Source organism: Vineibacter terrae, from assembly GCF_008039615.1.
Taxonomy (GTDB): Bacteria; Pseudomonadota; Alphaproteobacteria; order Reyranellales; family Reyranellaceae; genus Vineibacter; species Vineibacter terrae.
This window is the reverse complement of the sequence record NZ_VDUZ01000022.1, coordinates 99936-126524: the sequence shown is the minus strand read 5'-3', so window position 1 is coordinate 126524 and position 26589 is coordinate 99936. Positions and strand designations below refer to the sequence as shown.

The 26589-nt window shown below is 68.8% G+C and carries 27 protein-coding genes; 16 read left to right on the top strand and 11 right to left on the bottom strand.

Going from position 1 to position 26589, the window contains the following annotated elements:
- Nucleotide 1: 1 nt before the first annotated feature.
- Nucleotides 2-895, top strand: coding sequence for an HNH endonuclease (locus FHP25_RS19785; RefSeq protein WP_147848678.1), 894 nt, complete (start codon nucleotides 2-4; stop codon nucleotides 893-895).
- Between the two features lie 635 nt (nucleotides 896-1530).
- On the opposite strand, the gene FHP25_RS19780 is transcribed toward FHP25_RS19785, so the two are convergent.
- From FHP25_RS19780 to FHP25_RS19750, 7 genes are all read right to left on the bottom strand, one after another.
- Nucleotides 1531-2217 carry an HAD family hydrolase gene (locus FHP25_RS19780; RefSeq protein ID WP_147848677.1) on the bottom strand — a complete coding sequence of 229 codons (687 nt, stop codon included), beginning with the start codon at nucleotides 2215-2217 and terminating at the stop codon, nucleotides 1531-1533.
- Nucleotides 2218-2257: 40 nt separating this feature from the next.
- Nucleotides 2258-3055, bottom strand: coding sequence for an enoyl-CoA hydratase-related protein (locus FHP25_RS19775; protein ID WP_218578461.1), 798 nt, complete (start codon nucleotides 3053-3055; stop codon nucleotides 2258-2260).
- Between the two features lie 91 nt (nucleotides 3056-3146).
- The gene (locus tag FHP25_RS19770) at nucleotides 3147-3971 is read right to left on the bottom strand and encodes a crotonase/enoyl-CoA hydratase family protein (RefSeq protein WP_147848676.1); all 825 of its coding nucleotides are present in this window, start codon (nucleotides 3969-3971) and stop codon (nucleotides 3147-3149) included.
- 69 nt (nucleotides 3972-4040) lie between these two features.
- The gene (locus FHP25_RS19765) at nucleotides 4041-4646 is read right to left on the bottom strand and encodes a hypothetical protein (protein ID WP_147848675.1); all 606 of its coding nucleotides are present in this window, start codon (nucleotides 4644-4646) and stop codon (nucleotides 4041-4043) included.
- A gap of 36 nt (nucleotides 4647-4682) precedes the next feature.
- Nucleotides 4683-5045 (bottom strand): hypothetical protein, encoded by a 363-nt coding sequence (locus tag FHP25_RS19760; protein WP_147848674.1) that lies wholly within the window; start codon nucleotides 5043-5045, stop codon nucleotides 4683-4685.
- Nucleotides 5046-5056: 11 nt separating this feature from the next.
- Entirely contained in the window at nucleotides 5057-5524 is a 468-nt protein-coding gene (locus FHP25_RS19755; RefSeq protein ID WP_147848673.1) for a hypothetical protein, read from the bottom strand.
- A 150-nt stretch (nucleotides 5525-5674) separates the two neighbouring features.
- Nucleotides 5675-6874: a urate hydroxylase PuuD gene (locus FHP25_RS19750; protein ID WP_147848672.1), complete on the bottom strand. Its 1200-nt coding sequence runs from the start codon at nucleotides 6872-6874 to the stop codon at nucleotides 5675-5677.
- Between the two features lie 283 nt (nucleotides 6875-7157).
- Here FHP25_RS19750 and aceB point away from each other — a divergent pair, with 283 nt between their 5' ends.
- Nucleotides 7158-8777: a malate synthase A gene (aceB, locus tag FHP25_RS19745; protein ID WP_147848671.1), complete on the top strand. Its 1620-nt coding sequence runs from the start codon at nucleotides 7158-7160 to the stop codon at nucleotides 8775-8777.
- A 38-nt stretch (nucleotides 8778-8815) separates the two neighbouring features.
- Here aceB and FHP25_RS19740 read toward each other — a convergent pair whose 3' ends face one another.
- Nucleotides 8816-9283 (bottom strand): nuclear transport factor 2 family protein, encoded by a 468-nt coding sequence (locus tag FHP25_RS19740; RefSeq protein WP_147848670.1) that lies wholly within the window; start codon nucleotides 9281-9283, stop codon nucleotides 8816-8818.
- Between the two features lie 488 nt (nucleotides 9284-9771).
- On the opposite strand from FHP25_RS19740, the gene FHP25_RS19730 reads away from it, so the two are divergent.
- The 3 genes from FHP25_RS19730 to FHP25_RS19720 are packed head-to-tail and all read left to right on the top strand — an operon-like array spanning nucleotide 9772 to nucleotide 12668.
- Entirely contained in the window at nucleotides 9772-11400 is a 1629-nt protein-coding gene (locus tag FHP25_RS19730) for a formylglycine-generating enzyme family protein (protein ID WP_147848668.1), read from the top strand.
- Between the two features lie 12 nt (nucleotides 11401-11412).
- Nucleotides 11413-12144 carry a YMGG-like glycine zipper-containing protein gene (locus tag FHP25_RS19725; RefSeq protein ID WP_147848667.1) on the top strand — a complete coding sequence of 244 codons (732 nt, stop codon included), beginning with the start codon at nucleotides 11413-11415 and terminating at the stop codon, nucleotides 12142-12144.
- Nucleotides 12145-12164: 20 nt separating this feature from the next.
- Entirely contained in the window at nucleotides 12165-12668 is a 504-nt protein-coding gene (locus FHP25_RS19720; RefSeq protein WP_147848666.1) for a hypothetical protein, read from the top strand.
- Between the two features lie 14 nt (nucleotides 12669-12682).
- On the opposite strand, the gene FHP25_RS19715 is transcribed toward FHP25_RS19720, so the two are convergent.
- A complete protein-coding gene (locus FHP25_RS19715) occupies nucleotides 12683-13888 on the bottom strand; it encodes a S1C family serine protease (protein WP_147848665.1) in 1206 nt (401 codons plus the stop codon).
- Between the two features lie 243 nt (nucleotides 13889-14131).
- Between FHP25_RS19715 and FHP25_RS19710 the strand changes: the two genes are divergently transcribed.
- The 8 genes from FHP25_RS19710 to FHP25_RS19675 all read left to right on the top strand — a co-directional run bounded on the left by FHP25_RS19710 (nucleotide 14132) and on the right by FHP25_RS19675 (nucleotide 23361).
- Nucleotides 14132-15925, top strand: a complete 1794-nt coding sequence (locus tag FHP25_RS19710) for a gamma-glutamyltransferase family protein (protein WP_147848664.1) — start codon at nucleotides 14132-14134, stop codon at nucleotides 15923-15925.
- A 13-nt stretch (nucleotides 15926-15938) separates the two neighbouring features.
- Nucleotides 15939-16652, top strand: coding sequence for a DUF1028 domain-containing protein (locus tag FHP25_RS19705; protein WP_147848663.1), 714 nt, complete (start codon nucleotides 15939-15941; stop codon nucleotides 16650-16652).
- Nucleotides 16649-17635: an ABC transporter ATP-binding protein gene (locus FHP25_RS19700; protein WP_147848662.1), complete on the top strand. Its 987-nt coding sequence runs from the start codon at nucleotides 16649-16651 to the stop codon at nucleotides 17633-17635. Before FHP25_RS19705 ends, FHP25_RS19700 begins: the two co-directional genes overlap by 4 nt.
- A complete protein-coding gene (locus FHP25_RS19695) occupies nucleotides 17632-18690 on the top strand; it encodes an ABC transporter ATP-binding protein (protein ID WP_147848661.1) in 1059 nt (352 codons plus the stop codon). Before FHP25_RS19700 ends, FHP25_RS19695 begins: the two co-directional genes overlap by 4 nt.
- 25 nt (nucleotides 18691-18715) lie before the next feature.
- Nucleotides 18716-20236, top strand: coding sequence for an ABC transporter substrate-binding protein (locus tag FHP25_RS19690; RefSeq protein WP_147848660.1), 1521 nt, complete (start codon nucleotides 18716-18718; stop codon nucleotides 20234-20236).
- An 11-nt stretch (nucleotides 20237-20247) separates the two neighbouring features.
- A complete protein-coding gene (locus tag FHP25_RS19685; RefSeq protein ID WP_147848659.1) occupies nucleotides 20248-21189 on the top strand; it encodes an ABC transporter permease in 942 nt (313 codons plus the stop codon).
- 26 nt (nucleotides 21190-21215) lie between these two features.
- Nucleotides 21216-22079: an ABC transporter permease gene (locus tag FHP25_RS19680; protein WP_218578466.1), complete on the top strand. Its 864-nt coding sequence runs from the start codon at nucleotides 21216-21218 to the stop codon at nucleotides 22077-22079.
- Nucleotides 22080-22194: 115 nt separating this feature from the next.
- Entirely contained in the window at nucleotides 22195-23361 is a 1167-nt protein-coding gene (locus FHP25_RS19675) for an acetyl-CoA acetyltransferase (protein ID WP_147848658.1), read from the top strand.
- A gap of 42 nt (nucleotides 23362-23403) precedes the next feature.
- On the opposite strand, the gene FHP25_RS19670 is transcribed toward FHP25_RS19675, so the two are convergent.
- Entirely contained in the window at nucleotides 23404-24234 is an 831-nt protein-coding gene (locus FHP25_RS19670; protein WP_147848657.1) for a TauD/TfdA dioxygenase family protein, read from the bottom strand.
- A gap of 85 nt (nucleotides 24235-24319) precedes the next feature.
- On the opposite strand from FHP25_RS19670, the gene FHP25_RS19665 reads away from it, so the two are divergent.
- Nucleotides 24320-25105, top strand: a complete 786-nt coding sequence (locus tag FHP25_RS19665; protein ID WP_178133644.1) for a helix-turn-helix domain-containing protein — start codon at nucleotides 24320-24322, stop codon at nucleotides 25103-25105.
- A gap of 170 nt (nucleotides 25106-25275) precedes the next feature.
- Nucleotides 25276-25482: a hypothetical protein gene (locus FHP25_RS19660; RefSeq protein WP_147848655.1), complete on the top strand. Its 207-nt coding sequence runs from the start codon at nucleotides 25276-25278 to the stop codon at nucleotides 25480-25482.
- A 10-nt stretch (nucleotides 25483-25492) separates the two neighbouring features.
- Here FHP25_RS19660 and FHP25_RS19655 read toward each other — a convergent pair whose 3' ends face one another.
- The gene (locus tag FHP25_RS19655) at nucleotides 25493-25903 is read right to left on the bottom strand and encodes a GFA family protein (protein WP_147848654.1); all 411 of its coding nucleotides are present in this window, start codon (nucleotides 25901-25903) and stop codon (nucleotides 25493-25495) included.
- A 76-nt stretch (nucleotides 25904-25979) separates the two neighbouring features.
- On the opposite strand from FHP25_RS19655, the gene FHP25_RS19650 reads away from it, so the two are divergent.
- Nucleotides 25980-26588, top strand: a complete 609-nt coding sequence (locus FHP25_RS19650; RefSeq protein ID WP_147848653.1) for a TetR/AcrR family transcriptional regulator — start codon at nucleotides 25980-25982, stop codon at nucleotides 26586-26588.
- The last annotated feature ends 1 nt before the right edge of the window (nucleotide 26589 follow it).

Below are 26589 nucleotides of genomic sequence, written 5' to 3'. Positions count from 1 at the left end.
GATGGCGTACTGGTGGCTGAACCAGAAGGAAGACGATGTCATCCTTCTCGAGGAAGAGGGCATCGTGGCCGTGCCCCGGCGCGACAAGCTCGGCAAGACCAGCGCCAGCTACGCGACGGCGGGCGACATGCGCCCGGCGGACATCGGTTTCGTCTTTGTCGGCGGCGACCTCGAGGGCGTCTTCACGGTAGTCAAGCCGCCGCAGGACGAAGCGATCGAGATGGCGCCCGACTTCCAGCGTCGGGCGGCGCGGATCGTGGAGGTGAGCTTTTTCGGCCTGCCGCAGTCGGTGACGGTCGAGGAGACCACGCTGCGCCTGCGCGATGTGCTGCCCGTGATGGGCTCGCCGCTCGACCCCAATGGCGCCGAAAAGGACACATCGGTGCATCCCGTCGGGGAGGCGCTGGCCGAACGCCTCATCGCGCTTTGTGCCGACGCCGACCCCATGTCGGAGGCGATCGGCGAGGCCATGGCCGAGGCGATATCCGTGGGCGATCTGCCGGAGGAGACCAAGAACGACCTCATCGAGGCGCGCCTCGGCTTCGGCCGCCTCAACGAATCGGTCCTGGCGCTGTGGAACGGCGGCTGCTGCGCCACCGGCACGGTCCATGAGGTCCTGGTACGGACCTGCGCCATCAAGCCCTGGGCACGTGCCACGAACGAGGAGCGGCTGGACAGCCACAACGCCCTGCCCCTGCTGACGACATGGCATATCGCGTTCATAACCGGATTGATCGCCTTTGCGGATGACGGCGCCCTCCTGCTGTCGGCCGACCTGCCGGCCGAAGAGGCGCGCAAGGCGGGCATCGACCCCGGCTTCCGCCTCGCCGTGAAGGGCGAGCGGCAGGTCGCCTACCTGGCCTGGCATCGCGCCAACGTCTTCCGCTCGGGCTGAGGCAGCGGGTGCCGGGATCGGCGCCGCACTTTACCGTCATCCCGAGCGCAGCGAGGGATCTCCTGCGAATAGCGCACTGTGCGCCTTGCCGCAGGAGATCCTCGCTGCGCTTGGAGAGTGTGACTTTGCCCTTCCCCGGAGGGGTAGGGCGATCGCATATGGCGCCATGAAAGCTAACCACAGAGACACAGAGGCACAGAGACAACACAGAGAAACAAAGGCTTGCGCACCTTCGGCGCGCGGTGGCGTCTTCCTCTGTGTGACCTCTGTACTACTGACTTCAAGAATCTTCGCGAGCCGCGGTGATTTTTGTAGCCTTCATGGTGAGTCGAACCATGAAGGCGTCGCACGGGCAGTGGTGCGCCGCTTCATGGTTCGACAAGCTCACCATGAAGCGCTTTCCCCGCATTTGGTTGCGGCCAACGGCTGCGCTGTGTCTCTGTGCCTCTGTGGTTCGTCTTCTGACGGTTCGGCCGATAGTGCCATATGCGATAGCCCTGCCCGGAGGGGGAAGGTGGCGCGAAGCGCCGGAAGGGGGATGCTGCAACGGATTCGAAGCCAGGTTGATGGAGTGAATTCGTTCAAACATCCCCCATCCGCCCCTTCGGGGCACCTTCCTTCTAGAATTGTAAGCCCTATCCTGCCAGTCGGTCGATCGCGGCCGCGAGCGCATCCACCGTGGCGACGTCGGCATCGGGCAGCTCGCTCCAGGTCCGCGGCGCCTGGGCCGCGTGGCGACCGCAGCGGAAGCGGATCGTGCGCATGCCCAGCAGGCGGGCAGGCGCAATGTCGTTGTCGATGCGATCACCGACCATCAGGCAGTCGGCCGGCGCCGCGCCGAGCCGGGCGCAAACCGCCAGGAACAGGCGCGGGTCGGGCTTGCTCAGCCCCAGCGCGGCGCTGCCGTCGGCGCTGTCGAACAGCCCGGCCATGCCCAGACGCTCCAGCTTCGCGGGCAAGGTCAGCGGCTGGTTGGCGACGATCCCAAGGCTGAAGCCCGCGGCGCGCAGCGCGGCCAGCAGCTCGATCATGCCCTCGCGCGGCTCGCCGAATTCGATCCGGCCCATCTCCTCGGCGAGCAGCGCCCAGGCACGGTGGGCGGCAAAGACGTCGCCGTCGCACAGGCGCCAGACCACGGCCTGGTAGAGATTGGGCGCAAAGCTGTCGACCGCCCAGGCGCAGGCAGCGACGTAGCTTTCGGGCGTGACGTCGATTCCTTGCCGGCGCACCGCTTCGGGCAGCCGAAGATCGATCGCGCGCTCGAATGCGACCTCGGTGTCCAGAGGGCCACCGACATCGAACAGCAGAGTGGTGATGGGCATGGAGAATCGTGCGCTTTCTCCGAAGATCCCTTATCCAGCCTCAGGCGCGCAACAACCGGATGCCGCCCGTCGCACGCTGCGACGCCCGTCGGATACCGGCCTGCGCCTCGGGTCCGAAGGTCGCGCGTGCCCGTTGCACCTCGCGGGCGATCGCTGCCGCACCGTCCAGCGTGAAGCTCTCATAAGCCGAGCACCGGTCCGCCAGCAGGGCTGCCTGGGGCAGGCCGGCGACCTGGTGCGCCAGCTTTTCAGCTTCGGCCCGGGTCGTGCCGCGCGCCACCTTCCGGCTGGCCAGCCCCATGGCGAGCGCCTCGTCCGCGCCGACGACGCGGCCTGTGATCAGCATGTCGAGCGCCCGCCCCTGGCCGACAAGGCGCGGCAGGCGCACGGTGGCGCCATCGCCGATCGGGCACCCCCACTGCCGCGAGGCAGCGCTGAAGCTGGCCGAGTCGTCGACGATCCGGATATCGCAGAACAGCGCCACGCCCAGCCCCTCGGCGCTGGCGCTCCCTTCGATCGCGGCGATGACCGGTTTGGACAGCGGCGCCGCCAGCAGTCCGTCGTCGTTCCCCGCCCAGGGAAAGAAGGCGCCCGTCGCTGCCAGCTCCTGGAGGTCCGCACCGGTGCAGAAGGCGCCGCCGGCGCCGGTCACGACCACGGCCCGGATCTCCTCGTCGGCGTCTGCGAGCTGGAAGGCGCCTGCCAGCCCGCGCGCGGTCTTGACGTCGAGCGCGTTCCTGACTTCGGTGCGATTGATAATGATCGTCGTGACCGGCACCCGGCGCGAGGCCAGGATATTGCCGTCGGCGAACGTCATCGATGTCAGGGGCGCAGCCATCGCGGATCCAGCCGTCCTGTCGGCCGGTGGCACGCGGCCGCATTCATCACATGAGCTGCACTATATCGGCGCCCCTCGACAGCTTCCGCCGTCAATTGGTCCGCGCGGGATCGTTCCCACCGTGCCGCGCGGCCGGCATCGCGAATGCCCCGCCCCGGCCTTCACCCTGGCTGAAGCGGGCCGCCCCGACCTGCGATTCGACGCGCCGCGCCTCCAGCGAGAGCTCCATCTCGCGCCGGATGGCGGCTTCGGTATCATGATCGAAGCTGTCATAGGCCGAACGACGATCGGACCGCAGCGCGATCTGCGGAAATCCGGCGACCTGCTGCGCCAGGGCTTCTGCCTCGGCGCGGGTGGTGCCGCGCGCCACCTTGCGGGTGGCCAGGCCGATCGCGATCGCCTCATCCGCCTTGATCGGACAGCCGGTGATCAGCATGTCGAGCGCCCGCCCCTGGCCGACGATGCGCGGCAGGCGGACCGTGGTGCCGTCGCTCATGGGCACGCCCCAGCGGCGGGAGAAGACGCCGAAGACGGCCGTGTCGTCGATGATGCGGATATCGCAGAACAGCGCCACGCCCAGCCCGCCGGCGCATGCATGGCCTTCGACCGCCGCGATCACGGGTTTCGACAGCGCGGCACGCAGCGGCCCGTCGTCGCTGCCAGCCCACGGGAAATAGTCCACGCCGGCGCCGAGCTGCTTGAGGTCGGCGCCGGCGCAGAAGGCGCCGCCGGCGCCGGTCAGGACAGCGACACGCGCCGCTTCGTCGGCGTCGAAGGCACGCAGCGCCGCGCCCAGCGCCCGCGCACATTCGTTGTCCAGCGCATTGCGCACCTCGGGGCGATTGATGACGATGGTCGTCACCGGGCCGTTGCACGACACCAGGATCTTGCCGCTGCCAAGCGTGGTCTGGACCATTGTGCTCACATCCAGGTCTTGAGGATCACCACCAGCCCTGCTCGACACCGCGAAGCGATGCCGCAAGGCTCACATCGCCGGTCCATAGCTCGCCGCCACCACGCGGAGCGTGGACAGGTACTGGTCGAGCAGCTCGCGGGTCTTCGTCGTCAGGAAGATCTCGGCAATGGCGCCGGGCTCCTCGATCAGCACGACGGCCTCATGGTCCACCGGCTGTCCCTCGCCCTCCGGCGGCTCGCTGTTCTCCAGCACCAGCATCGCGCTGGGGCGCGCGCCCGCGACCGGCACCGGCCCGGCGCGCCACAGCGTGAAGTCGTGGTCGGTGGCGCGGCGCGTCTTCGTCACGCGCTCGATCCAGCTGTCGATCGAATTGATCTCGCTGGTCTTGGTGCGCATCTGGCCCGAGATCACGGCCGGCACGCCGCCCGGCGGGGAAATGTCGGCAACCGTGACCATCGACTTGGTCGACCGGTCCGCGCCGCGCACGCTGCGGGCCGACCAGCCCTGGGGCGGACGGATGGCATAGGTCAGACCTTGCCCGCGCACGATGATGCGCCCATCCGCTGTCAGCGTTGGCGCCGCCGGCACTGCCGCCCTGGGCGGCTCGCTGCTATCGGCACAGGCGCTCAGGGCCAGCGCCAACCCGGCCACCGCGACACTGCGTCTGCCCAGCATTTATTCGTTTCTCCGTGCCGCGCCCGCGTCGCGCGCTCATGCCACCGCGTCGATGTCCTGCGCCAGCTCGGCATTGCCGATCCGGGGCTTGCGGAAGTACCACCATTGCCGGTCGGCATGCCAGCCCTCGCGCGCGGCCACGGTCGATCCCCACAGGCACTTCCCGGCCGCGGCCGTCGCCTTGCGGAAGCGCGCATCGCTCGCCGCCAGCTGCTCGATCGACACCTTGTTCCGCAGGCGTTCTCGCGGCTTCAGCGCGTCCAACGCTTCGTCAATGCCGCGACGCAAATCCATGTCATTGAGCCAGTCGTCGAGGCCGTAGGCATAGCCGGCCTCGACCCCGGCCACGATGCGCTCCCATGCCGCGATGCGATCCGCCAGCCGCTTCCCTCCGGTCATCGTCGTAGGCCTCAATGGTCGCGTTCGAGCTGACGGCGGAAGTACCGCTCGCCATCGTTGGGGCGGAAGAAGGTGCGGATCACCCCGTTGGAGTTGAATGCGATGAACGCGCCGCTGCGCCGATCGAAGCGGCTGACCACGCCGTCGCGGCGCACCGCCTCCAGGATCGGTCCGCCGACCGGCGCATCCCGCAGCGCCTGCGCCTGGCGCAGGTAGTCCTGCCGCGAGATGTCGCCGAACTCCGCACCGTGCTTGCGGTAGTGCTCGTCGAGCCGATCACGGTTGGCGAAGCCGACCGCGGGCCCCCAGGCCCGGTCCTCGGGGCCACGGGCCTCCACCTGCGGCGGCGCGCCAACGCGTCCGCCGCCGGCCGGGGAGCCGGCGCCCCAGTCGCCCAGCATCGCGGCGAGCGCTGCGCCGATCAGCACCAGCACCGCGACCAGGCCGCGCTTCGCCCTGAACCCCGACCCGACACTCATCAGCACCTTCCTGGCCACTGTCATCCCGAGCGCAGCGAGGGATCTCCTGCGAGAGGTGCACGGTGCGCCATTCGCGGGAGATCCCTCTCCTGAGCCTGTCGAAGGGGCGCTCGGGATGACGGGTGTATCACCGACCCGTGATTCCAAGTACTACCGCAGCGGCGCACCATTGCGGACCCAGCGCGCGATGAGGGCGCGATCCTCGTCCGAGAGTTCGGTGACATTGCCCGGCGGCATCGCCTTGGAATGCCAGACCTGCTGCAGCATGGCCCGCGCATAGGCCTTCATCTGGCCCGGGGTCTCCAGCATCACGCCCTTGGGTGGCGCGGCGAAGCCCTCGCGGGTCGGCTTTGCCGCATGGCAGACGGCACAGCGCTCGGCCACCACCTTCGCGACCTGCGCGAATTCCGTCTTGCCGGCCAGCTCGACCGTGACCTCGTCGCGCGGCGCCGCGATCACGACCGTGCCGGCCAGCACCGCCAGGCCGGCCGCCAGGGGCAGCGCCGGCGCATTGCCCTTGTGCCGCAGCACGAACCACAGGCGGATCAGCGCGCCGGCGGCGGAAAGCGCCACCAGGATCGCCCAGCTCCAGGCATGGCCGGTCACCCCGCCATAGTGGTTGCTGATCATCGTGAACAGCACCGGCAGCGTGAAGTAGGTGTTATGCACCGAGCGCTGCTTGCCCATCGCGCCCCATTTCGGGTCGGGCAGGCGGCCCTCCCTCTTGGCCTTCACCAGCTCGCCTTGGCCGGGGATGATCACGAAGAAGACGTTGGCGACCATGATGGTGCCCAGCATGGCGCCGAAATGGATGAAGGCGCCGCGACCGGAGAAGAGCTGGCACAGCCCCCAGGCGGCCGCCACCGACAGCACCGCCAGCACGCCGCCCAGCACCGCATCGTCCTGGCCCAGGGGCGAGCGGCACAGCAGGTCGTAGATGATCCAGCCGCCGGCGATGAAGGCGAGCCCGATGCCGATCGCCTGCCAATGCGACAGGTCCTGCACCAGCGGGTCGATCAGCGCCACATCGGCGCCGTAGTAGTAGACCAGGCACATCATGAACATGCCGGTGATCCACGTGGTGTAGGCCTCCCACTTGAACCAGTGCAGGACCGGCGGCAGCGCCGGCGGCGCCACCTTGTACTTCTGCGCGTGATAGAAGCCGCCGCCATGGACCGACCACACCTCGCCGCCGACGCCCTTGGCGACGTCGGCCGGCACCTTCGGATCCTCGAGGTGGTTGTCCAGCCAGATGAAGTAGAACGACGCGCCGATCCAGGCGATGCCGGTGATCATGTGGGCCCAGCGGCCCGCCAGGTTCAGCCAATCGACAAGATATGCGGCATCCATGACACGGCGGCTCCCCGGCTTCCGCCGCACCATAGCCGGAACGAGGCCGCTCACAACCATCTCCTCGACGTCATCGCTCCTCGCCCGCTGGTAGCGCAGGCAATCCGGCGGTCAACGCACCGTTCGTCCATAGCAACGCCGCGCGGCGAGACCCGGGCACCACCGCCTATGCCTCGCGGTCGCAGATGCTGTGCCGACCACCGCCCGTGCCGTGGCTGGCGCCCGGCGCGGGGATTGGCTAAACGACCAGGAGCACATCCCGGACGCGCGGAGGAATCCCACCATGACGGCTCTTCAGCTTCCCGCAGGCGTCGAGCTCGCCGGCGCCCTCAAGCCCGGCTTCGAGACCATCCTCACGCCTGAAGCCCTCGCCTTCATCGTCGACCTGCAGCGGCGATTCAACCCGACGCGCCAGGCCCTGCTGGCGGCCCGTGTCGAGCGCCAGAAGCGGCTGGATGGCGGCGAGAAGCCCGACTTCCTGCCCGAGACCAGGAGCATCCGCGAGTCGGATTGGACGGTGGCGTCGCTGCCCAAGGACATTCTCGACCGGCGGGTGGAGATCACCGGTCCCGTCGACCGCAAGATGATCATCAACGCGCTGAACTCCGGCGCCAACGTGTTCATGGCCGACTTCGAGGATGCCTCGACCCCGACCTGGACCAACATGCTCGACGGCCAGATCAACCTGCGTGCCGCCAACCGCCGCGAGATCGACTTCACCGAGCCTTCGACCGGCAAGGCCTATGCCCTGGGCCAGCAGATCGCGACGCTGTTCGTGCGGCCGCGCGGCTGGCATCTGCCGGAACGGCACCTGATCGTCGACGGCGAGCCGATGTCGGGCTCGCTGCTGGATTTCGGCCTGTATTTCTTCCACAACGCCAAGCAGCGGCTGGAGAACGGCACCGGCACCTACTTCTACCTTCCGAAGCTGGAGAGCCACCTCGAGGCCCGGCTGTGGAATGACGTGTTCGTCCACGCCCAGAACACGCTGGGCGTGCCGCAGGGCACGATCAAGGCCACGGTGCTGATCGAGACCATCCTCGCCACCTTCGAGATGGACGAGATCCTGTGGGAGCTGAAGGAGCATTCCGCCGGCCTGAACTGCGGCCGCTGGGACTACATCTTCAGCTTCATCAAGAAGTTCCGCGAGCAGGATTGGGCGGTGCTGCCCAATCGCGGCGAGGTCACGATGACCACGCACTTCCTGCGCACCTACAGCCAGCTCGTGATCAAGACTTGCCACCGCCGCGACGTGCACGCCATGGGCGGCATGGCAGCGCAGATCCCGATCAAGAACGATCCGGCGGCCAACGAGACGGCCATGGAGCGGGTGCGCGCCGACAAGAAGCGCGAGGCCGGCGACGGCCACGACGGCACCTGGGTGGCGCATCCCGGGCTGGTGGCGATCGCCAAGGCCGAGTTCGACGCGGTCATGAAGGACGCCAACCAGATCGCGCGCAAGCGCCAGGACGTGCATGTCACCGCCGCCGACCTGCTGCAGGTGCCGCAGGGCGGCAAGAGCGACGCCGGCCTGCGGCAGAACGTGGCCGTGGGCATCGGCTATGTCGAGGCCTGGCTGCGCGGCATCGGCTGCGTGCCGCTGTTCAACCTGATGGAAGACGCCGCCACGGCCGAGATCAGCCGCGCCCAGGTCTGGCAGTGGGTGCGCCATGGCCAGAAGCTCGACGACGGCCGGGTGATCACCAAGGAGCTGGTGCGTCAGATCGTGCGCGAGGAGCTCGACAAGGTGAAGGCGCAGATCGGCGAGGCGGCCTATGCCGCCGGCCGCCACGAGGACGCTGCCCAGCTGATGATCGACCTGGTCGAGCAGCCGGTGTTCCGCGAGTTCCTGACGCTGCCGGCCTACGACCGCATCGTCGCCGACGAGCAAAAGGCGGCGTGAGGCGAGCGCGCAGGCGCGCCGCGGCGCGCCTGCGCGCTTCACGCGACGTGGCGCTTCATCCTGGGCGTCTTGCTGAGTGCCTCGCCCTCGCGGGCCAGGATCTTGCAGACGCGCTCCGGCGCGAAGCCCAGCGCCACGAAGGCGGGGCCGACATTGGCGACCTCGCGGTATTCCTGGATCAGGCCGTCGCGCAGCTTCATCATCGCCACGCCCTCGAAGCCGACACGCCTGCCCTCGGCCTCGGGCAGGGTCGAGACATAGCTGAACGTGTAGTAGGCGTAGAGCGTGCGGCCGTCGCACAGCGGATCATGCATGTCCCAGCGGAAATCGCGCGCCGTGCGATGGAACCAGTCGTCGATCAGCTCGGCGATCTTCCCCCGGCCGGCGAAGGCACCGTAGAACACATCGTGATAGACGCCGTCCTCGGCGAAGAGCGCCGCGAGGCGCTTCCCGTCACGCCGTTCCACCGCTTCGCAGAACTCCTTCAGCATCGCCGTCGCGTCCATCGTCTTCCTCCCCGCTGATCGCGGCCCCATTGATCGCGGCCATCGTAGGCGGCCATGCCGGTTCGGCAACCGCGAACTGCCGCGCTGGCGGCGCGTTTCGTTCTCTTGTTCCGACAGGCGCAGCTACATACATACGCGGTGACGTTCACAGCATGCGGGCGTCCGATCCGACTCGCATCGCCTTCATCGGCACCGGCGGCAAAACTCCGCAAACTGCGCTCCTGGCGCAGCGCACAAATCGCCAGCCGCAAGTCCTTGTCATCGCTGGTTCAAAACAAGGTTCCTGGTATTTCTGGAACTGCGCAGGCAGGTTCATCGCAAAAAATGATCACACACTCACTCTCAAGTGTCGCCACCCCGTCGATCAGCGCAGCTCATGGCGATGCGTCGCGGGATGACGCCGCCGTGAGCTGCGTATGCATCTTCGAATCGCCATGATGTCACCCCCGATTCGTTCACATTTCTCCGCCATGCTGCGAGTTGTCGACATGGGTCAGCCAGCAGTTCCGGGGGATGCCGTGCCGCAGGGCCAGCCGATCGGACCGCGATCGCGCGGCATCCGGCGATCAGCCGCGATCATCACCGCAGCCCTGCTGGCGCTGGCGGCGCCGGCGCTTGGGCAGCCGCGGCCGGGGCCGGCGCCGCAGCCGCAGCGCTGGGAGGCGCGCTTCTACAATCCCCAGCCGGCGCCCGGCGACCTCGTGCTGCCGTTGCCCTGCGGCGGGGCCATGGTGTTCCGGCGCATCGACGTGCCGCACGAATCGGCGCTGGCGGACCGCAAGATCGTGGTCGGCGGCACCGACGAACGGTTCGCCTTCGCCGAAGGCAGCCGCTACGACTATATCGACGGCGCCTTCGGCGACCCGAAGGACAAGACGCGCCGCTTCTACTATCTCGCCAAGTACGAGATCACGGAGCTGCAGCTCAAGGCGATCACCGGCACGTGCGCCACGCCGGAGCGGGCCGGCCTGCGGCCGGCGACGGGCACGACGTGGTTCGATGCCGTGCAGGCGGCGCAGCTCTATACCGAGTGGCTGCTGAAGAACGCCAAGAACAAGCTGCCGGTCGAGGACGGCCTGCCCGGCTTCCTGCGCCTGCCGACCGAAGCGGAATGGGAATACGCCGCCCGCGGCGGCGTCGCGGTGTCGGCGTCGGAGTTCGAGGAGAAGACCTTCCCGATGCCGGACGGCATGGAGAAGTATGTCTGGTTCCGCAGCCAGCGGTCGTCGAACGGCGAGCTGCAGCTGGTCGGCGCGCTCAAGCCCAATCCGCTGGGCCTGCATGACATGCTGGGCAACGTCGACGAGATCGTGCTCGATCCCTTCCGGCTCAACAAGCTGGCGCGCCTGCACGGCCAGGCCGGCGGCTTCGTGATCAAGGGCGGCAACTACCAGACGTCGGAAGCCGATGTCCGGTCGGCCTACCGCAACGAGCTGCTGCCGTTCGACGCCAACGGCCCGCGCCGGGTGCCCACCGTCGGCTTCCGGCTCGCGCTGGTGGCCCCCGTGATCCCCTCGCCGGCCCGGCTGGAGGCCGCGAAGAAGGCCTGGGAAGCGTTGCCCAAGGCCGAGGCGCTGCGCACCGGTGATGTCGCTCAGGGCGACCCGCTGGCCGAGCTGCAGACCATCATCAAGGCCACCACCGACGCCGATATCCGCGTCCGGCTGGCGGCCCTGCAGCGCGAGTACGCCAAGCGCATCGACGAGGAGGCGACGATGCGCGGCCGCGCCGCCCGCAGCCTGCTGCGACTGGCCGCCTTCCTCGGCGACAAGCTTCGCGCCGACCGCCGCTTCCTCGACCAGGTGCAGAAGAGCCGCGACACGCAAAAGCAGGCCGGCCTGAACGTGGCGGCGCTGGACGCCCGGCTGAAGGAGCTCAACGGAACCTTGCAGGGCAACTTGCGCTACTACGCCGACACCGTGGTGCAGATTGCGCAGGACTTCAACGACTCGACAGTCAATCAGCAGTTGGGCACCCTGAAGCTCGAATTCGAGAAGAGCGGCGCCGGCCACCTGGATCCCTACGCCAGGCTGGTCGCCGCACACGTGTCGGCCTACCGGAAATCGTCCGGCGTGCAGCCCGACGCCTGGTTCAAGGACATTCTCGCGCTGCCCTGAAGGAGGCTCGCCATGTACGCCCTGTTCCGCCCCCGCGCCGTCCGGCTGGCGATCGCCGCCGTGCTGTGCGCCGCCACGCTGGGCGGCTGCGCGGCCGGCGGGTCGTATGCCAACGACCCGTATCTGACGCCGGAGCAGCGCCGTCTTCGGGCGCAGAACCAGGACTTCAACCGCACGGTGGGCGAAGGCGCCGTGGTCGGCGCCCTGGGCGGGGCGCTCCTGGGCGCGCTGCTCGGCGGCAAGCGCAACCGAGCCGCCGGCGCGCTGATCGGCGCAGGCGCCGGCGCGCTGCTGGGCGGCGGGGCCGGCTACTACGTGGGCAAGAAGAAGGAGCAGTACGTCAACGAGAACCAGCGCCTGGACTCGATGACCGCCGACGTGCGCAACGACAACGCCAGGCTCGAGGCTTATGTCGCCAACACCCGCACCGTGGTGGCGCAGAACAAGGCCGAGCTCGCCCGGCTGCGGGCCGAGTACAACGCCCGCCAGGCCAGCCGGGACGACCTCAACCGGCGGGTCGCGACGGCCGAGCAGGATGCCAGCCATATCCGCCAGACCATCAGCCGCCTGCGCGAGCGGCTGGGCGACTACATCCAGGCGCGCAACGCCACGCGGGCGGAAAATCCGGGCGCCAGCACCGCGGCGATGGACGCGGAGATCGCCCGCCTCAACCAGCAGATCGCGGCACTGGAAGCGCAGCTCGCCGAGCTCAACAGCGCCATCTCGATCACCAGGACCGGCTGAGGCGGAGACGGAGACAACCCATGCGCAAGGTGTTCCTCGTGGCCACCGCCCTTCTCGGCGTGACGGCCTGCACGGACGATGACCCCAGCCGCGGCGGCTTCTTCGGCGGCGTCAGCGGACTCAGCAGCGGCAAGTATGCAAGCCAGACGCAGCAGCGCCGCGACACGCTGGCTGCCGAGCAGCAACGCAACCAGCAGCTTCAGGCTGATGCGGCGCAAGCTAGCGCCCAGCGCCAGCAGGTCGCCTCCGAGCGCGCCGCGCTGCAGCGCCAGAACGCAGCGCTCAGCAGCGACATCGCGCGCCTGCGCGGCAAGCTCGCCTCCGCCGAGGCGTCCCGGGGACAGAATCTTGGCGAGCTGCGCCGCCTCAGCGCCGACCTCGATGCGCTGCAGGCCTCGGGCAATCAGGTGAACAACGACCCGACCTTGGCCGACGCCGAGAAACGGCGTCGGCTGGACGAGCTCAACCAGCGCAAGCGGCTTCTGGAGCGGGCGATCGACCAGGCGACCGGCGCGCGATCATAGGGCGCCGGCAGGGCTCACTTGGTGCAGGCGGCCTCGGTCCAGTCGAACGACACGTTGTTGCTGCGCAGGAACCTGGAGAGGGCGGTGGCGCCGATGGCGAAGCCACCGCCCTGTCCGGCTTCGGCGCGCGTCACGAAGGTGTTGATGCCGACCACGCGCCCGCAGCGGTCGATCAGCGGACCGCCGGAATTGCCCGATGATATCGAGGCGGTGTGGGCGATCGACGGCAGGCCGCGGTCGCGGTTCTGGACGGCGCTGACCTCGCCCTTGGTCAACACCAGCTCCGGGGCCTTGCTGGGGTCGCCTTTGAGAAGCTCGAGAAAATTACGGTCGTTGCGCAGGATGGCGCCGGGATAGCCCGCTGCCACCACCTCCTTGAGCGCCGCCGGCTCGACTCCCAGGCCCAACGGCTTGATCTGCGCCGGCACCCGCTCGACCCGCACGACGGCAAAGTCGGCGCCGCCGGCGTTGCCGCCGCCGATCGCGCCGACGACCTCGCCCTCCAGCACGGTGCCGAGCTTGCGGCTGGTGACGTAGACCTTCCCATCCGAAAGGTCGTTCACGACATGGTTGTTGGTCAGCACGATATCGCGGCCGACGAAGAAGCCGGTGCCCGTGCCCAGGCCCTGCGTCTTTGGCGCAAGGATCAGGACAGTGGCGCCTTCCAGCACCGGCACCAGATCGGCCAGCGTGCCGGTCGGCGGCGGCGGCGGCTCCTGCCGGCCGGCCTCGGTCCGGCCAGGGTCGGCCTTGATCTCGGGCCGCCCCGGGATCTTGGGGTCGAGCCCCGTGCTCTTGGAGCCGGGCGTGGTCGGCGCCGGCGTCTGGGGGCCGCTGGGCCCGCCGCCGGGACCGGGCGGGGTGATGCCCAGCCCGCGCGGATCCGTGATGGTGCAGACATTGCCCTGCAAGGCTTCACGCAGCTTGGCGATCTGGTCCTCGATCGCCTTGTTGCTCTGCTTCTGCTTCTCCAGGGCGTCCTCCAGCGCCCGTACCGCAGCCGGGTCAGGCTTGGGCGCGGGTGGCGCGGGTGGCGGCGGCGGCGCCTGCACCGTGACATTCACCTGGACGCGATAGAAGAAGTACCAGCCCAGCCCCAGACCGATCAGCAGCAGCAGGATGCCGCCGGCAACGAAGCCGACAGCCTTCAGGCCGGTATTGCTCTTCCTCTCCTCATTGCCGCCCTGGTTACCGTTGCTCATGTTGACCGGATCGGCCATGGCACGTCCCGTAGAAGAACCTCGGACACCACAATAACGCGGCCCCCACGGCCGAATTATGGCCGAGTTGCGCTGCAGATGCGAGATATGTCCCGGATCGGCCGCCGAACGGGTGTCCTGCCCGGGTGCCGGCGCCCGGCGCATCGTCATTTCGTGAAGCGGCTGCCTGCTAGGCTGGCCGCCATATCTGTGCCAACGTTCGGCCCGCGGCCGTCCCTGACCGCAGCGCGGATCATCACGCCCATGAAATTCATCAACCCCAATCCGTTCACCACCCGGCCCGAGATCACCGGCACGTTCGGGGTGGTGACGTCGACGCACTGGATCGCCACGGCCGTGGGCATGTCGATCCTCGAGAAGGGCGGCAACGCCTTCGATGCCGCCGTCGCGACGGCGCTCACGCTGCAGGTGGTCGAGCCGCATCTGTGCGGCCCCGGCGGCGACGTGCCGATCATCCTCCACGACGTGCGCCGCGGCCGGCCCGAGGTGATCTGCGGCCAGGGCCCGGCGCCGGCCGGCGCGACGATCGCGCACTACCGCGGCCAGGGGCTGGACATGGTGCCGGGCACGGGGCTGCTGGCGGCCTGCGTCCCCGGCACGTTCGACGCATGGATGCTGCTGCTGCGCGACTACGGCACGATGCGGCCGGCCGACGTGCTGGCGCCCGCCATAGGCTATGCGCGCGATGGCCATCCCATCGTCGAGCGTGCCTGCGCCACCATCGCCACGGTGCGCGAGCAGTTCGAGACGCACTGGCAGACCTCGGCCGCCGTGTTCCTGCCGCGCGGCGACGTGCCCAAGCCGGGCTCGCTCTTCCGCAACCCTGCCGTCGCCGAGACCTATGGCCGGATCGCGCGCGAGGCTGAAAGCGCCGGCGCCGACCGCGTTGCGCAGATCGAGCGCGCGCGCCGCACCTGGTCGCAGGGCTTCGTCGCCGAGGCGATCGACCGCTTCTGCCGCACGCAGGACGTCATGGATGTCAGCGGCCGGCCGCACAAGGGCGTCCTGACCGGCGACGACATGGCGCGCTGGCAGGCGAGCGTCGAGGCGCCGCTGACATATCAGTATGGACGCTACACCGTCTGCAAGACCGGCCCCTGGGGTCAGGGCCCGGCCATGCTGCAGCAGCTCGCCCTGCTGCAGGGCTTCGATCTTGACGGCATGGACCCGACCAGCGCCGCGTTCATCCATCTTCAGGTCGAATGCGCCAAGCTGGCCTATGCCGACCGCGAGGCGTTCTACGGCGATCCTGCCTTCGTCGAGGTGCCGATGGCGACCCTGCTGTCCGACGCCTACAACGCCGAGCGGCGCAAGCTGGTTTCCGACTCGGCATCGCTGGAGCTGCGGCCCGGCCGCATCGACGGCTTCGGCGGTGTCGTGACGCTGCGCCGTGCCGACGGCCAGCGCGCCGCGGCGGGTGCCGGCGAGCCGACAGTGGGCCGCCTCGGCCAGGCCTCCGGCGATACCGTGCACTTCGACATCATCGATCGCGACGGCAACATGGTCACCGCGACGCCCAGCGGCGGCTGGCTGCAGAGCTCGCCGGTCATTCCCGAGCTCGGCTTCCCCCTGGGCACGCGCGCCCAGATGTTCTGGCTGGAGGAAGGGCTGCCGGGCTCGCTGGCGCCGGGCAAGCGGCCGCGCACGACCCTGACGCCCACCCTGGCGCTGCGCGATGGACAGCCCTATCTCGCCTGGGGCTCTCCTGGCGGCGACCAGCAGGATCAATGGATCACGCAGTTCTTCCTGCGCCATGTCCATTGCGGCATGAACCTGCAGGAGGCGATCGACGCGCCCGCCTGGCACAGCGAGCATTTCCCCGGCTCGTTCTGGCCGCGCACGGCACGGCCGGGCGTGATGGTGGTGGAGAACCGCGTGCCGGCCGCGACGATCGACACGCTGCGCCAACGCGGCCACGTCGTCGAGGTCGGCGACGACTGGTCGGAAGGCCGCCTGACGGCGGCATCGCGTGAGGATCCCTGGCGCCGCGCAGCCGCCAATCCGCGCGGCATGCAGGGCTACGCGGCCGGAAGATGAGCGGAGCGGCCCGATGACATGGTCGATCATCGCCCGCGATGCGGCCACCGGCGCGCTCGGCATCGCCGTCGCCACCCGCTTCTTCGCGGTCGGCGCCCGCGTCCCCTACATCATGACCGGCGTCGGCGCCGTGGCGACGCAGGCGCTCGTCAACCCGTTCTATGGCACGCATGGCCTTGCGCTGCTGCGCGAGGGCGTGCCGGCAGCCGACGTCGTGCGCCTGCTGACCGACGCCGATTCCGGGCAGGCCCACCGGCAGGTGCATGTCATGGACGGCAGCGGCCGCATCGCCGCCCACACCGGATCGGCCTGCATCGACTGGTGCGGCCATATCGTCGATGAAACCTTCTCGGTGGCCGGCAACATGCTGGCCGGACCGCAGGTGGTCGCGCAGACCGCTGCGGCGCTGCGGGCCAACGCGGCGCTGCCCTTCGCCCGCCGGCTGATCGCCGCCCTCCAGGCCGGCGAGGCCGCCGGTGGCGACAAGCGCGGCAAGCAGTCGGCCGCGCTGCTGATCCATGGCGAAGAAGAATACGCCGACCTCGACCTGCGGGTCGACGATCATGCCGATCCGCTGTCCGAGCTGGAGCGGCTCGAGGCGATCAGCCGCGCGCACTGGGTCCATTTCCGCAAGTTCATGCCGAGCCGGCGCAATCCCGCCGGCACGACCGACCGCGCCACCATCGAGGCCGGCATTGCCGCCGGCCAGGCTGCCGAGACCGCATGACAGAGCCGCTGCTTGCCGTCGATGACCTGCGCGTCGCCTTCGCCGGCGACGACGGCCGCACGACGCTGGCGGTCGACGGCGTGGGCTTCGCGCTGCAGCGCGGCCGCACCCTGGGCATCGTGGGCGAGTCGGGCTGCGGCAAGAGCGTGACCTCCCTGTCGATCATGGGCCTGCTGCCGAAGCAGAGTGCGCGGGTGTCGGGCTCGGTGATGTTCGAAGGGACCGACCTGCTGCGCGCCGCCGACCGCACCTTGCGCGACCTGCGCGGCGATCGCCTGGCGATGATCTTCCAGGAGCCGATGACGTCGCTGAACCCGTCCTACACGGTGGGCGACCAGATCGCCGAAGCCGTCATCCGCCATCGCGGCGCCTCGCCGCGCGAAGCCCGCGCCCATGCCATCGAGATGCTGCGCCATGTGCGCATCCCCTCGCCGGAGCAGCGGGTCGACGACTACCCGCACCACCTGTCCGGCGGCATGCGCCAGCGCGCGATGATCGCGATGGCGCTGGCCTGCGACCCTCAGCTTCTGATCGCCGACGAGCCGACCACGGCGCTCGACGTCACCATCCAGGCGCAGATCCTGGACCTGATGCGCCGGCTGCGCGCCGAGACCGGCACCGCGATCATCCTGATCACGCACGACCTGGGCGTGGTCGCCGAGCTGTGCGACGACATCGTCGTGATGTATGCCGGCCAGGTGGTCGAGCGCGCGCCCGTCGCAGCGCTGTTCGCGCAGCCGCAGCATCCCTACACCGTCGGCCTGCTGGGCTCGATCCCGCGGCTCGACCAGCGACGCGACCGGCTGGCCGCCATCGACGGGACCGTGCCCAACATGACGGCGCCGCCGCCCGGCTGCCGCTTCGCGCGACGCTGCCCGTTCGCCGACGAGCGCTGCCGCCGTGAGGCGCCGCCGCCGGTCGAGGTCGCCGCAGGGCACATGTCGCGCTGCTGGAGAGCGCCTCTGGAGCACCTCGTGCAATGACTCCGCTGATCCAGGTCGACGGCCTCGTGAAGCATTTTGTGGCTCGCCGGTCGCTACTGGGGCGGCCGACGGCCACCGTGAAGGCGGTCGACGGCATCAGCTTCGACCTCAATGCCGGCGAGACCCTGGCGCTGGTCGGCGAGTCGGGTTGCGGCAAGTCCACCGTCGGACGCCTCGTGCTGCGCCTGATCGAGCCGACCGCCGGCGCGGTGCGTTTCGAGGGCCGCGATATCTTCGGCGACAACGAGGCCGAGCTGCGCGCCCGGCGCCGCCATGCGCAGCTGATCTTCCAGGACCCGTACGCGTCGCTGAACCCGCGCATGACCGTGGGCCAGATCCTCGAGGAGCCGCTGCTGCTGCATCGTGTCGTGCCGCCGGACCGGCGCAAGGAGCGCGTCGGCGCGCTGCTGGCCACTGTCGGCCTCGACCCGGCGCATGCGCGCCGCTACCCGCACGAGTTCTCCGGCGGCCAGCGCCAGCGCATCGGCATCGCCCGGGCGCTGGCCGTCGAGCCCAAGCTGATCGTGTGCGACGAGCCGGTCTCGGCGCTCGACGTGTCGATCCGCGCCCAGGTGCTGAACCTGCTGCGCGCGCTGCAGCGCCGGCTGGGCCTGAGCTACATCTTCATCTCCCACGATCTGGCGGTCGTGAAGCACATCGCCGACCGCATCGCGGTGATGTACCTGGGCCGGATCGTGGAAATGGCCAATGCCGACGCGCTGTTCGCCGCGCCGCGCCATCCCTACACGCGGGCCCTGCTGTCGGCGATACCCGTGCCGTCGCCGGGCGCGCATCGTGACCGGCAGATCCTGCAGGGCGACGTGCCCAGCCCGATCGCGCCGCCGCCGGGCTGCCATCTGCACACGCGCTGCCCGCATGCGATCGACCGCTGCCGCAGCGAGCGGCCCGGCCTGGTCGGCGACCCGGCCGGCCATGCCACGGCCTGCCATCGCTGGCGCGAGCTGCCGGACGCAAGCCAGCTGGTGCCGCGGGAGGGGACCGCGAGCGCGGTCCTGGAGAAGCTGCAGGCCGCCTTCGTGAGGGCAGCCGAGTGAGCCGCAGAATTCAAGGGAGGCAGACATGAAAGTTGGGAGGAGTATCGCGATCGCCGCCGCGCTGGCCCTGTCGCTGGCCGGCGCGGCGCAGGCCCAGACGCATCTGCGCATCGGGCTGGCCGAGGATCCCGATGTGCTGGATCCGAGCCTGGCCCGCACCTATGTCGGGCGCATCGTCTTCGCGTCGATCTGCGACAAGCTGTTCGACATCGACGAGAAGCTCAACATCGTGCCGCAGCTGGCGCTGTCGCACGAGGCCTCGGCCGACGGCAAGACCGTCACGATCAAGCTGCGGCCGGGCGTGAAGTTCCACGACGGCGAGCCGTTCGACGCCGAGGCGGCCAAGTACAGCCTCGAACGCCACATGACCATGACCGGCTCGTTCCGCAAGCCGGAGCTGGGGCAGGTCGACAAGGTCGAGGTCGTCGATCCGATGACGATCCGCCTGCTGCTGAAGGCGCCGTTCTCGCCGCTGCTGGCGCAGCTCACCGACCGCGCCGGCATGATGGTGTCGCCCAAGGCCGCCAAGGAAGCCGGCGACAAGTTCGGCAACAAGCCGGTCTGCGCCGGGCCCTACAAGTTCGTCGAACGCGTGCAGCAGGACCGCATCGTGGTCGAGAAGTTCGCCGACTACTGGGACAAGGCCAACGTCCATATCGACAAGATCACCTACCTGCCGATCGTCGATTCGACGGTGCGGCTGGCGAACCTGCGTTCCGGCGGCCTCGACCTGATCGAGCGGCCGCTGGCCACCGACATCAAGACCATCCGCGACACGCCCAAGCTCAAGCTGGTGAGCGCCGTGGAGATCGGCTACCAGGGCCTGACCATCAACCTCAGCAACGGTCCCAAGGCCGATACACCGCTGGCCAAGAGCGCCAAGGTGCGCAAGGCGTTCGAGCTGGCGCTCGATCGCGATGCCCTGAACCAGGTCGTCTTCAACGGCGAGTTCGTGCCCGGCAACCAGTGGGTCAGCCCGCAGCATCCCTACTACCAGCAGAGCGTGCCGATCCCGAAGCGCGACGTGGCCAAGGCGAAAGCCCTGCTGAAGGAAGCCGGCGTCAACGGTCCGCTCGCCATCGACTTCATGGTGCCCAACAACCCCGAGACCCGCCAGGTCGCCGAGCTGATCCAGTCGATGGTGGCGGAGGTCGGCTTCGACATGAAGATCCGTGTTACGGAGTTCGCGACCTCGCTGAAGCAATCCGAGCTCGGCGAATACCAGGCCTACCTGATCGGCTGGTCCGGCCGCACCGACCCCGACGGCAACATCTACGCCTTCGCTGCCTGCAAGGCGCCCCAGAACGTTTCCGGCTATTGCGATCCCGGCACCGACGAGGCGCTGAACAAGGCGCGCACCCTGTCCGAGCCCGAAGGCCGCAAGCACATGTACGAGATCGTTGCCAAGCGCATGGTCGGGGAGAACGAGGGCCACATCATCTATCTCTACCACCGCCGGGTGCTGATCGCGCATACCGAGCGGCTGGAAGGCTACAAGCCGATGCCAGACGGCCTGGTCCGCGTCGTGGGGCTGCGGCTGAAATAGCGGGCCGCAGCATGCTCCCGTTCCTGGGCCGCCGCCTGCTGCAGCTCATCCCGACGCTGTTCTTCGTGTCGGTGATCATCTTCGGGCTGCAGCAGCTTCTTCCCGGCGATCCGGCGCTGATCATGGCCGGCGAGGATCGCGATCCGGAGGTCATCGCGCAGATCCGTGCCCAGTACCGGCTCGATCAGCCGATTCCCGTGCAATACGTCTACTGGATGAAGGGCGTGCTGTCGGGCGATCTCGGCGAGTCCATGCGCATCAAGAAGCCGGTGCTCGACCTCGTGCTCGAGAAGCTGCCGGTCACGGCGCAGCTCGCCGGCATGGCGATCCTGATCGCGCTGGTGATCGGCGTCGGCGCCGGCATCGTCTCTGCGGTGTACAAGGACACATGGCTCGACTACGGCGCCAACATCTTCGCGCTGTGGGGCATCAGCACGCCGAACTTCTGGCTGGGCATCCTGCTGATCTTCCTGTTCTCCGTTCAGCTCGGCTGGCTGCCGGCGTCCGGCTACGTGCGGCCGAGCGAGGACCTGCGGGCGAGCCTCGCCAGCACCATCATGCCGGCCTTCGTGCTGGGCAATGCCATCGCCGCCGTCCTGATGCGCCATACGAGGGGCGCCATGCTGCAGGTGCTGTCGAGCGACTATGTCCGCACCGCGCGCGCCAAGGGCCTGCTCGAGCGCTCGGTCGTGCTCAAGCATGCCATGCGCAATGCGCTCACGCCGGTGATCACCCTGGGCGCGCTGGAGCTGGGCACGCTGCTGTCGGGCGCCGTGCTGACGGAGCAGATCTTCACCGTCCCCGGCTTCGGCAAGCTGATCGTCGACGCCGTCTTCAACCGCGACTATGCCGTGGTGCAGGGCGTCGTGCTGGTCACCGCCACCGCCTACATCACACTCAACCTGCTGGCCGACATCGCCTACATGCTGGCCAACCCGCGGCTGCGGAGCTGACCATGGCCAGCATCACCGCGAACGGCATGGCGAGCGTCGACGCGCTGCAGGTCGAGAGCCCCGCCCGGCGCGCCTGGCGGCGCCTGCGGCGGCGCAAGGGCGCGATGGTCGGCCTCGCCATCATCACCGTCTTCATCGTGCTGGCGCTGCTCGCGCCGTGGATTGCGCCCTACGACCCGCTGCAGCAGAGCTGGTCGCTGGTGCGCAAGGCGCCGTCGGCGGCGCACTGGTTCGGCACCGACGAGGTCGGCCGCGACCTCATGAGCCGTGTCATCTACGGCGCGCGCGCCTCGCTGAGCGCCGGCATCATCTCGGTGGGCATCGCGCTGTGCATCGGCGTGCCGCTGGGCATCGTGGCCGGCTATGTCGGCGGCTGGATCGATGCCCTCATCAGCCGCATCACCGATGCCATGCTGGCGACGCCCTTCCTGATCCTGGCCATCGCGCTCGCGGCCTTTCTCGGCCCCAGCCTGGGCAATGCCATGATCGCGATCGGCATCACCGCCACGCCGATCTTCATCCGGCTGACGCGCGGCCAGGTGATGGCGGTGCGGGTCGAGGACTACATCGAGGCGGCCCGCGCCGTCGGCAACCCGCGATGGCGCATCGCCCTGTTCCATATCCTGCCCAACATCCTGCCGCCGCTGCTGGTGCAGGCGACCCTGGCGCTCGCCGCGGCGATCATCGCCGAGGCGGCGCTGTCGTTCCTGGGCCTGGGGCAGCAGCCCCCGGCCCCCTCCTGGGGCAGCATGCTCAACTCGGCGCAGCGCTTCCTGACCAACGCCCCCTGGATGGCGATCTGGCCCGGCGTCGCCATCTTCCTCGCCGTGCTGTCCTTCAACCTGCTGGGCGACGGCCTGCGCGACGCGCTCGACCCCAAGGAGCGATGATCCGGCGCGGCCCATGATGAAATTAGTGCATATGCACTATTCCACAGGCACCATCGACCACGGCGGACGGCTGGCCTACATTCAATGTGATGTACCGTTCGCCTAGGAGGCATTCATGACCGCCTGCATCGTGGGCTGGGCCCATTCCAAGTTCGGCAAGCTCGACGGCGAGACCAGCGAGTCGCTGATCACGAAGGTGGCGAGCGAGGCCATCGCCCATGCCGGCATCGAGCCGCGCGACGTCGACGTGATCTATGTCGGCAACATGAACGGCGGCTTCGTGAAGCAGGAGTTCCATTCGTCGCTGCCGCTGCAGACCCACCCGGACCTGCGCTTCAAGCCTTCGACCCGGGTCGAGAACGCCTGCGCCACCGGCTCGGCCGCCATCCATATGGGGCTGAACAGCCTGGCGGCGAAGAAGGCCCGCTTCGTGCTGGTGGTCGGCGTCGAGAAGATGACCGAGCTCAACAGCGCCCAGGCCGGCGACGTGCTGATCAAGGCGTCCTATGTCGCCGAGGAGGCCAATATAGAGGCCGGCTTCGCCGGTATCTTCGGCAAGATCACCTCGGCCTACTTCCAGCGCTATGGCGACAAGTCCGATGCGCTGGCCCGCATCGCCGTGAAGGCGCACCGCAACGGCGTCAAGAACCCCTTCGCCCACTTCCAGAAGGAGTTCGACTACGCCTTCTGCCGCAATCCCTCGGACAAGAACCCGTTCGTCGCCGGCCCGCTGAAGCGCACCGACTGCTCGCCGGTCACCGACGGCGCCGCCGCCGTGATCCTGGCCGATACCGACGCGGCCCTGGGCATGAAGCAGGCGATCGCCTTCCGCGCCGCCGAGCACGTCAACGACTTCCTGCCGATGTCCAAGCGCGACATCATCCAGTTCGACGGCCCGACGCTGGCCTGGAAGCGGGCACTGGAATCGGCGCGGCTGGACCTGCTCGACCTCAGCTTCGTGGAGACCCACGACTGCTTCACCTCGGCCGAGCTGATCGAGTACGAGGCGATGGGCCTGACCCCGCGCGGCCAGGGCGAGCGGGCGATCCTGGAGGGTTGGGTCGAGCGCGACGGCAAGCTGCCGATCAACGTCTCAGGCGGGCTCAAGGCCAAGGGCCATCCGGTCGGCGCCACCGGCGTGTCGATGCATGTGATGAGCTGCCTGCAGCTCTCGGGCACGGCCGGCGGCATGCAGCTGCAAGCGCCGAAGCTGGCCGGCATCTTCAACATGGGCGGCGCCGCCGTCGCCAACTACGTCAGCATCCTCGAGCCGGTGAAGTGATGGCGAGAGGGCGCGCTCCGGAAGGATCGCGCCCTCTCCAGCTCATGCCCTGTAGAACGGGCGGTCGCCGCAGACCGTCACGCGATGGCCGTAGCGGCGGTGCGGGTGGTAGTCGAACAGCGCATGGTGCTGGGCGCAGCGGTTGTCCCAGAAGGCGATCGAATTGGCGCGCCAGCGGAAGCGGCAGTGGAATTCCGGCGTCTCGACATGACGATACAGGAACTCCAGCAGCGCCGCGCTCTCGGGACGCGGCAGGCCCACGATCCGGGTGGTGAAGCCACGATTGACGAACAACCCCTTGCGGCCGGTGACGGGATGGGTGCGGATCACCGGATGCTCGTTGCGCGGCAGCACCTTGTCCGCGCGATCGCCGTAGGCCCCGCCGAACACATGCCGGCTGTCGTGGATTGCCGTAAGGCCCTCGAGATACGCCTTCATGCGGTCTGACAAGGCTTCATAGGCAGCATACATGCTGGCGAACATGGTATCGCCGCCGCCGGACGGCGGCACCTCGGTCAGGTAAAGGATGCTGCCCATCGGCGGCTCAGCCTCGAACGACACGTCCGAATGCCAGTCCTCGCCGGCGACGCGCTTGGAATTCTCGTCGGCGGCGATCACCAGGAGTTCGGGATGTCCCTCCAGCGTCCGGCCGGACGCCGGATGAATGTGCAGCTTGCCGAAGCGGCGCCCGAAATCCTTGTGCTGGTCGGGCGTGATCTTCTGGTCACGGAAGAAGATCACCAGGTTTTCCGCCAGCGCGTCGTGGATCTCCTGGAACTGCTGGTTGCCCAGCGGCCGTGACAGGTCGACGCCGGCGATCTCGGCGCCAATCACCGGGTTGAGCTTGTGCACCTCGATCGTCTGGTAGGCCATGCGTCCCTCCGTTTGTCGGCCCGACTCTCTCACCGCTGGCGGTGACAGCGCAGAGGAATCTTGGCAGTTTCCGTATTACGGAATCATGCCCACCCCCCCTGCCCCTGGCGAGATCGGTCCCATCTCGCGCGCCCTGGCCATCCTGGAGGCGCTGAATCGGCGGCCCACCACGTCGCTGCATCTGCTGCACGCCGAGACCGGCCTGCCGAAAGCGACACTGGTGCGCCTGCTGCAGGCGCTGCGCGCGGCCGGCTATGCCGAGCAGGTGTCCTCGACGCTGGGCTACCGCGTGACCGGCCGCGTGGCGCGCCTGGCGGCCGGGTTCCGCTTCCGCGACCAGGTCGTCGACGCGGCCATCCTGCCGATGCAGCGCTTCACGCAGGTGCATCGCTGGCCGCTGTATCTCGGCATGCTCGAAGGCGGCGTCATCCAGGTCCGCCACAGCACGATCGGTGACAGTCCGCTGTCGACTGAGCCGGCTGCCACCTACCGTTCGTTCCCTATCCTGAGCAGCGCGCTGGGCCGCGCTCACCTTGCGTTCTGTCCCGACGCCGAGCGCGTCATGATCCTGCGCGCGCTGGCCGCGTCGCGGCGGCGGGAGAACGCGCCGGCGCGCGACAGCCGCCAGCTGCTGGCGGCGCTGCGTGACATCCGGCGGCAGGGCTACGCCATCACACCGCCCGACCGCAGCAAGTATACCGGCCTGGCGGTGCCCATCCTGCGGGACGGCGCCGTGCTAGCTTGCCTGTCATTGCGCTTCTTCCAGCGCGCGCTCTCCGTCGACGAGACGGTGGATCGCTATCTCGGCGCCTTGCAGCACACCGCCAATGACATCGCTGTTGCCGTCGAAGGCCGCACGGCGGCTCGGTGACGATCTGCCGGCGCATATGTTTGGGTAAATCGCTGCACCGATCCACCATATGTAGATCGAAATCCCGGCTGGCAATATATACTTGCAGTTGCAACGGCAATATGTACATAAGCAGCCGCACGCAGCGTCAAGTTGTGCCGACGTGTGGTCGATCCAGGGGTGGCGGGGCGATGAGCAAGACGTTCTTTGTCGAGCCGGGATACGAAGCTTTCAACCGTGGTGTCTGGTACGGACCGGGTATCCTGCTGATCGTCGAAGAAGGTGAGCGCGTCGAGGTCTACGCCGCGCCCAACGGCAAGCCAGCGGCCTGCGTCGGCAACCATGAGTATACGAAGCTGAACCAGGACCGCCCGCCCACCGGTTTGCGCCGGCCGTAGGGCAGCCGCTTCATCCGACCGGTGGGAGCTCGGGGAACCGCGGCCAATCATCGCCGATATGCACCCACGGCAGCCGCCGCGAGTCCCAGTAGTGCAGCGTGGGCGACAGGGTCTCGGGCTGGTCCAGGCTGCCGATGGCGATGTCGATCAGGCCGGGAATGAACGACGCCGTGAAGCAGATCTGGGTGCCGCACGCCGGACAGAAGCCGCGCTGCGCCTCCGCCGAGGAGGCATAGGTTTTCGGACGGTCGGCCACGAACCGCACCTGCGACTCCTCGAACATCGCCCAGGCGACGCTCGGTGCGGCGTGCGCGCGACGGCACATCGCGCAATGGCAGACGGCCGCGAAGGCCGCCTCGCCCGTGATCCGATACCGGATGGCGCCGCACTGGCAGCCGCCCTCGCGTGTCTGCTCCGTCATGATCGCCTCGCGCGTTGCAAGGTCCAGGTTTTACATACAGTCTGTATGTGATGGAAAATAAATACAGGCTGTATGTATGTCAAGAGCGAAGACCAAGGCCGAGCAGCACGCGGCCACGCGCGCGGCGCTGCTGCGCGAGGCGCGTCGCGTGTTCACGGCGACGGGCTATGCCGATGCCGCGACCGAGGACATCGTCCGGCGCGCCGCGGTCACGCGCGGGGCGCTGTACTATCATTTCCGCGACAAGCGGGCGCTGTTCGAGGCCGTGGTCGACGATGTGGCGCGTGGGATCGCCGACCGGATCGATGCCGCGTCGATGCCGGCCAAGGACGCCTTCGACGCCCTGCTGCGCGGCACGCACGCCTTCCTCGACGCCTGCCTCGAGCCGCCGGCGCGGCGCATCTACCTGATCGACGCGCCGGCGGCGCTGGGCTGGCACCGCTGGCGCGAGATCGACGGCCGGCACGCCATGCGCACCCTGCGCGCCGGCGTCGAGGCCATGCTGGCCGAGCAACCCGATCCGGCGCTGTCGCCTGAGATCATGACCTACCTGCTGTCGGGGGCGCTCAACGAGGCGGTCCTATGGATCAACGAAGCCAAGGATGAGAAGGCCGCCCGCCGCGAGATCGACCGCACGCTGCCGCTGCTGTTCGAGCGCCTGTTCGCGCGGACGCGCGCCCGGTAGG

Excerpts from the sequence above, each read along its gene's own strand:
- FHP25_RS19785 (WP_147848678.1), top strand. The coding sequence starts at position 2 with ATGGCGTACTGGTGGCTGAACCAGAAGGAAGACGATGTCATCCTTCTC.
- FHP25_RS19780 (WP_147848677.1), bottom strand. The coding sequence starts at position 2,217 with ATGCCCATCACCACTCTGCTGTTCGATGTCGGTGGCCCTCTGGACACC.
- FHP25_RS19775 (WP_218578461.1), bottom strand. The coding sequence starts at position 3,055 with ATGGCTGCGCCCCTGACATCGATGACGTTCGCCGACGGCAATATCCTG.
- FHP25_RS19770 (WP_147848676.1), bottom strand. The coding sequence starts at position 3,971 with ATGGTCCAGACCACGCTTGGCAGCGGCAAGATCCTGGTGTCGTGCAAC.
- FHP25_RS19765 (WP_147848675.1), bottom strand. The coding sequence starts at position 4,646 with ATGCTGGGCAGACGCAGTGTCGCGGTGGCCGGGTTGGCGCTGGCCCTG.
- FHP25_RS19760 (WP_147848674.1), bottom strand. The coding sequence starts at position 5,045 with ATGACCGGAGGGAAGCGGCTGGCGGATCGCATCGCGGCATGGGAGCGC.
- FHP25_RS19755 (WP_147848673.1), bottom strand. The coding sequence starts at position 5,524 with ATGAGTGTCGGGTCGGGGTTCAGGGCGAAGCGCGGCCTGGTCGCGGTG.
- FHP25_RS19750 (WP_147848672.1), bottom strand. The coding sequence starts at position 6,874 with ATGGATGCCGCATATCTTGTCGATTGGCTGAACCTGGCGGGCCGCTGG.
- aceB (WP_147848671.1), top strand. The coding sequence starts at position 7,158 with ATGACGGCTCTTCAGCTTCCCGCAGGCGTCGAGCTCGCCGGCGCCCTC.
- FHP25_RS19740 (WP_147848670.1), bottom strand. The coding sequence starts at position 9,283 with ATGGACGCGACGGCGATGCTGAAGGAGTTCTGCGAAGCGGTGGAACGG.
- FHP25_RS19730 (WP_147848668.1), top strand. The coding sequence starts at position 9,772 with ATGGGTCAGCCAGCAGTTCCGGGGGATGCCGTGCCGCAGGGCCAGCCG.
- FHP25_RS19725 (WP_147848667.1), top strand. The coding sequence starts at position 11,413 with ATGTACGCCCTGTTCCGCCCCCGCGCCGTCCGGCTGGCGATCGCCGCC.
- FHP25_RS19720 (WP_147848666.1), top strand. The coding sequence starts at position 12,165 with ATGCGCAAGGTGTTCCTCGTGGCCACCGCCCTTCTCGGCGTGACGGCC.
- FHP25_RS19715 (WP_147848665.1), bottom strand. The coding sequence starts at position 13,888 with ATGGCCGATCCGGTCAACATGAGCAACGGTAACCAGGGCGGCAATGAG.
- FHP25_RS19710 (WP_147848664.1), top strand. The coding sequence starts at position 14,132 with ATGAAATTCATCAACCCCAATCCGTTCACCACCCGGCCCGAGATCACC.
- FHP25_RS19705 (WP_147848663.1), top strand. The coding sequence starts at position 15,939 with ATGACATGGTCGATCATCGCCCGCGATGCGGCCACCGGCGCGCTCGGC.
- FHP25_RS19700 (WP_147848662.1), top strand. The coding sequence starts at position 16,649 with ATGACAGAGCCGCTGCTTGCCGTCGATGACCTGCGCGTCGCCTTCGCC.
- FHP25_RS19695 (WP_147848661.1), top strand. The coding sequence starts at position 17,632 with ATGACTCCGCTGATCCAGGTCGACGGCCTCGTGAAGCATTTTGTGGCT.
- FHP25_RS19690 (WP_147848660.1), top strand. The coding sequence starts at position 18,716 with ATGAAAGTTGGGAGGAGTATCGCGATCGCCGCCGCGCTGGCCCTGTCG.
- FHP25_RS19685 (WP_147848659.1), top strand. The coding sequence starts at position 20,248 with ATGCTCCCGTTCCTGGGCCGCCGCCTGCTGCAGCTCATCCCGACGCTG.
- FHP25_RS19680 (WP_218578466.1), top strand. The coding sequence starts at position 21,216 with ATGGCGAGCGTCGACGCGCTGCAGGTCGAGAGCCCCGCCCGGCGCGCC.
- FHP25_RS19675 (WP_147848658.1), top strand. The coding sequence starts at position 22,195 with ATGACCGCCTGCATCGTGGGCTGGGCCCATTCCAAGTTCGGCAAGCTC.
- FHP25_RS19670 (WP_147848657.1), bottom strand. The coding sequence starts at position 24,234 with ATGGCCTACCAGACGATCGAGGTGCACAAGCTCAACCCGGTGATTGGC.
- FHP25_RS19665 (WP_178133644.1), top strand. The coding sequence starts at position 24,320 with ATGCCCACCCCCCCTGCCCCTGGCGAGATCGGTCCCATCTCGCGCGCC.
- FHP25_RS19660 (WP_147848655.1), top strand. The coding sequence starts at position 25,276 with ATGAGCAAGACGTTCTTTGTCGAGCCGGGATACGAAGCTTTCAACCGT.
- FHP25_RS19655 (WP_147848654.1), bottom strand. The coding sequence starts at position 25,903 with ATGACGGAGCAGACACGCGAGGGCGGCTGCCAGTGCGGCGCCATCCGG.
- FHP25_RS19650 (WP_147848653.1), top strand. The coding sequence starts at position 25,980 with ATGTCAAGAGCGAAGACCAAGGCCGAGCAGCACGCGGCCACGCGCGCG.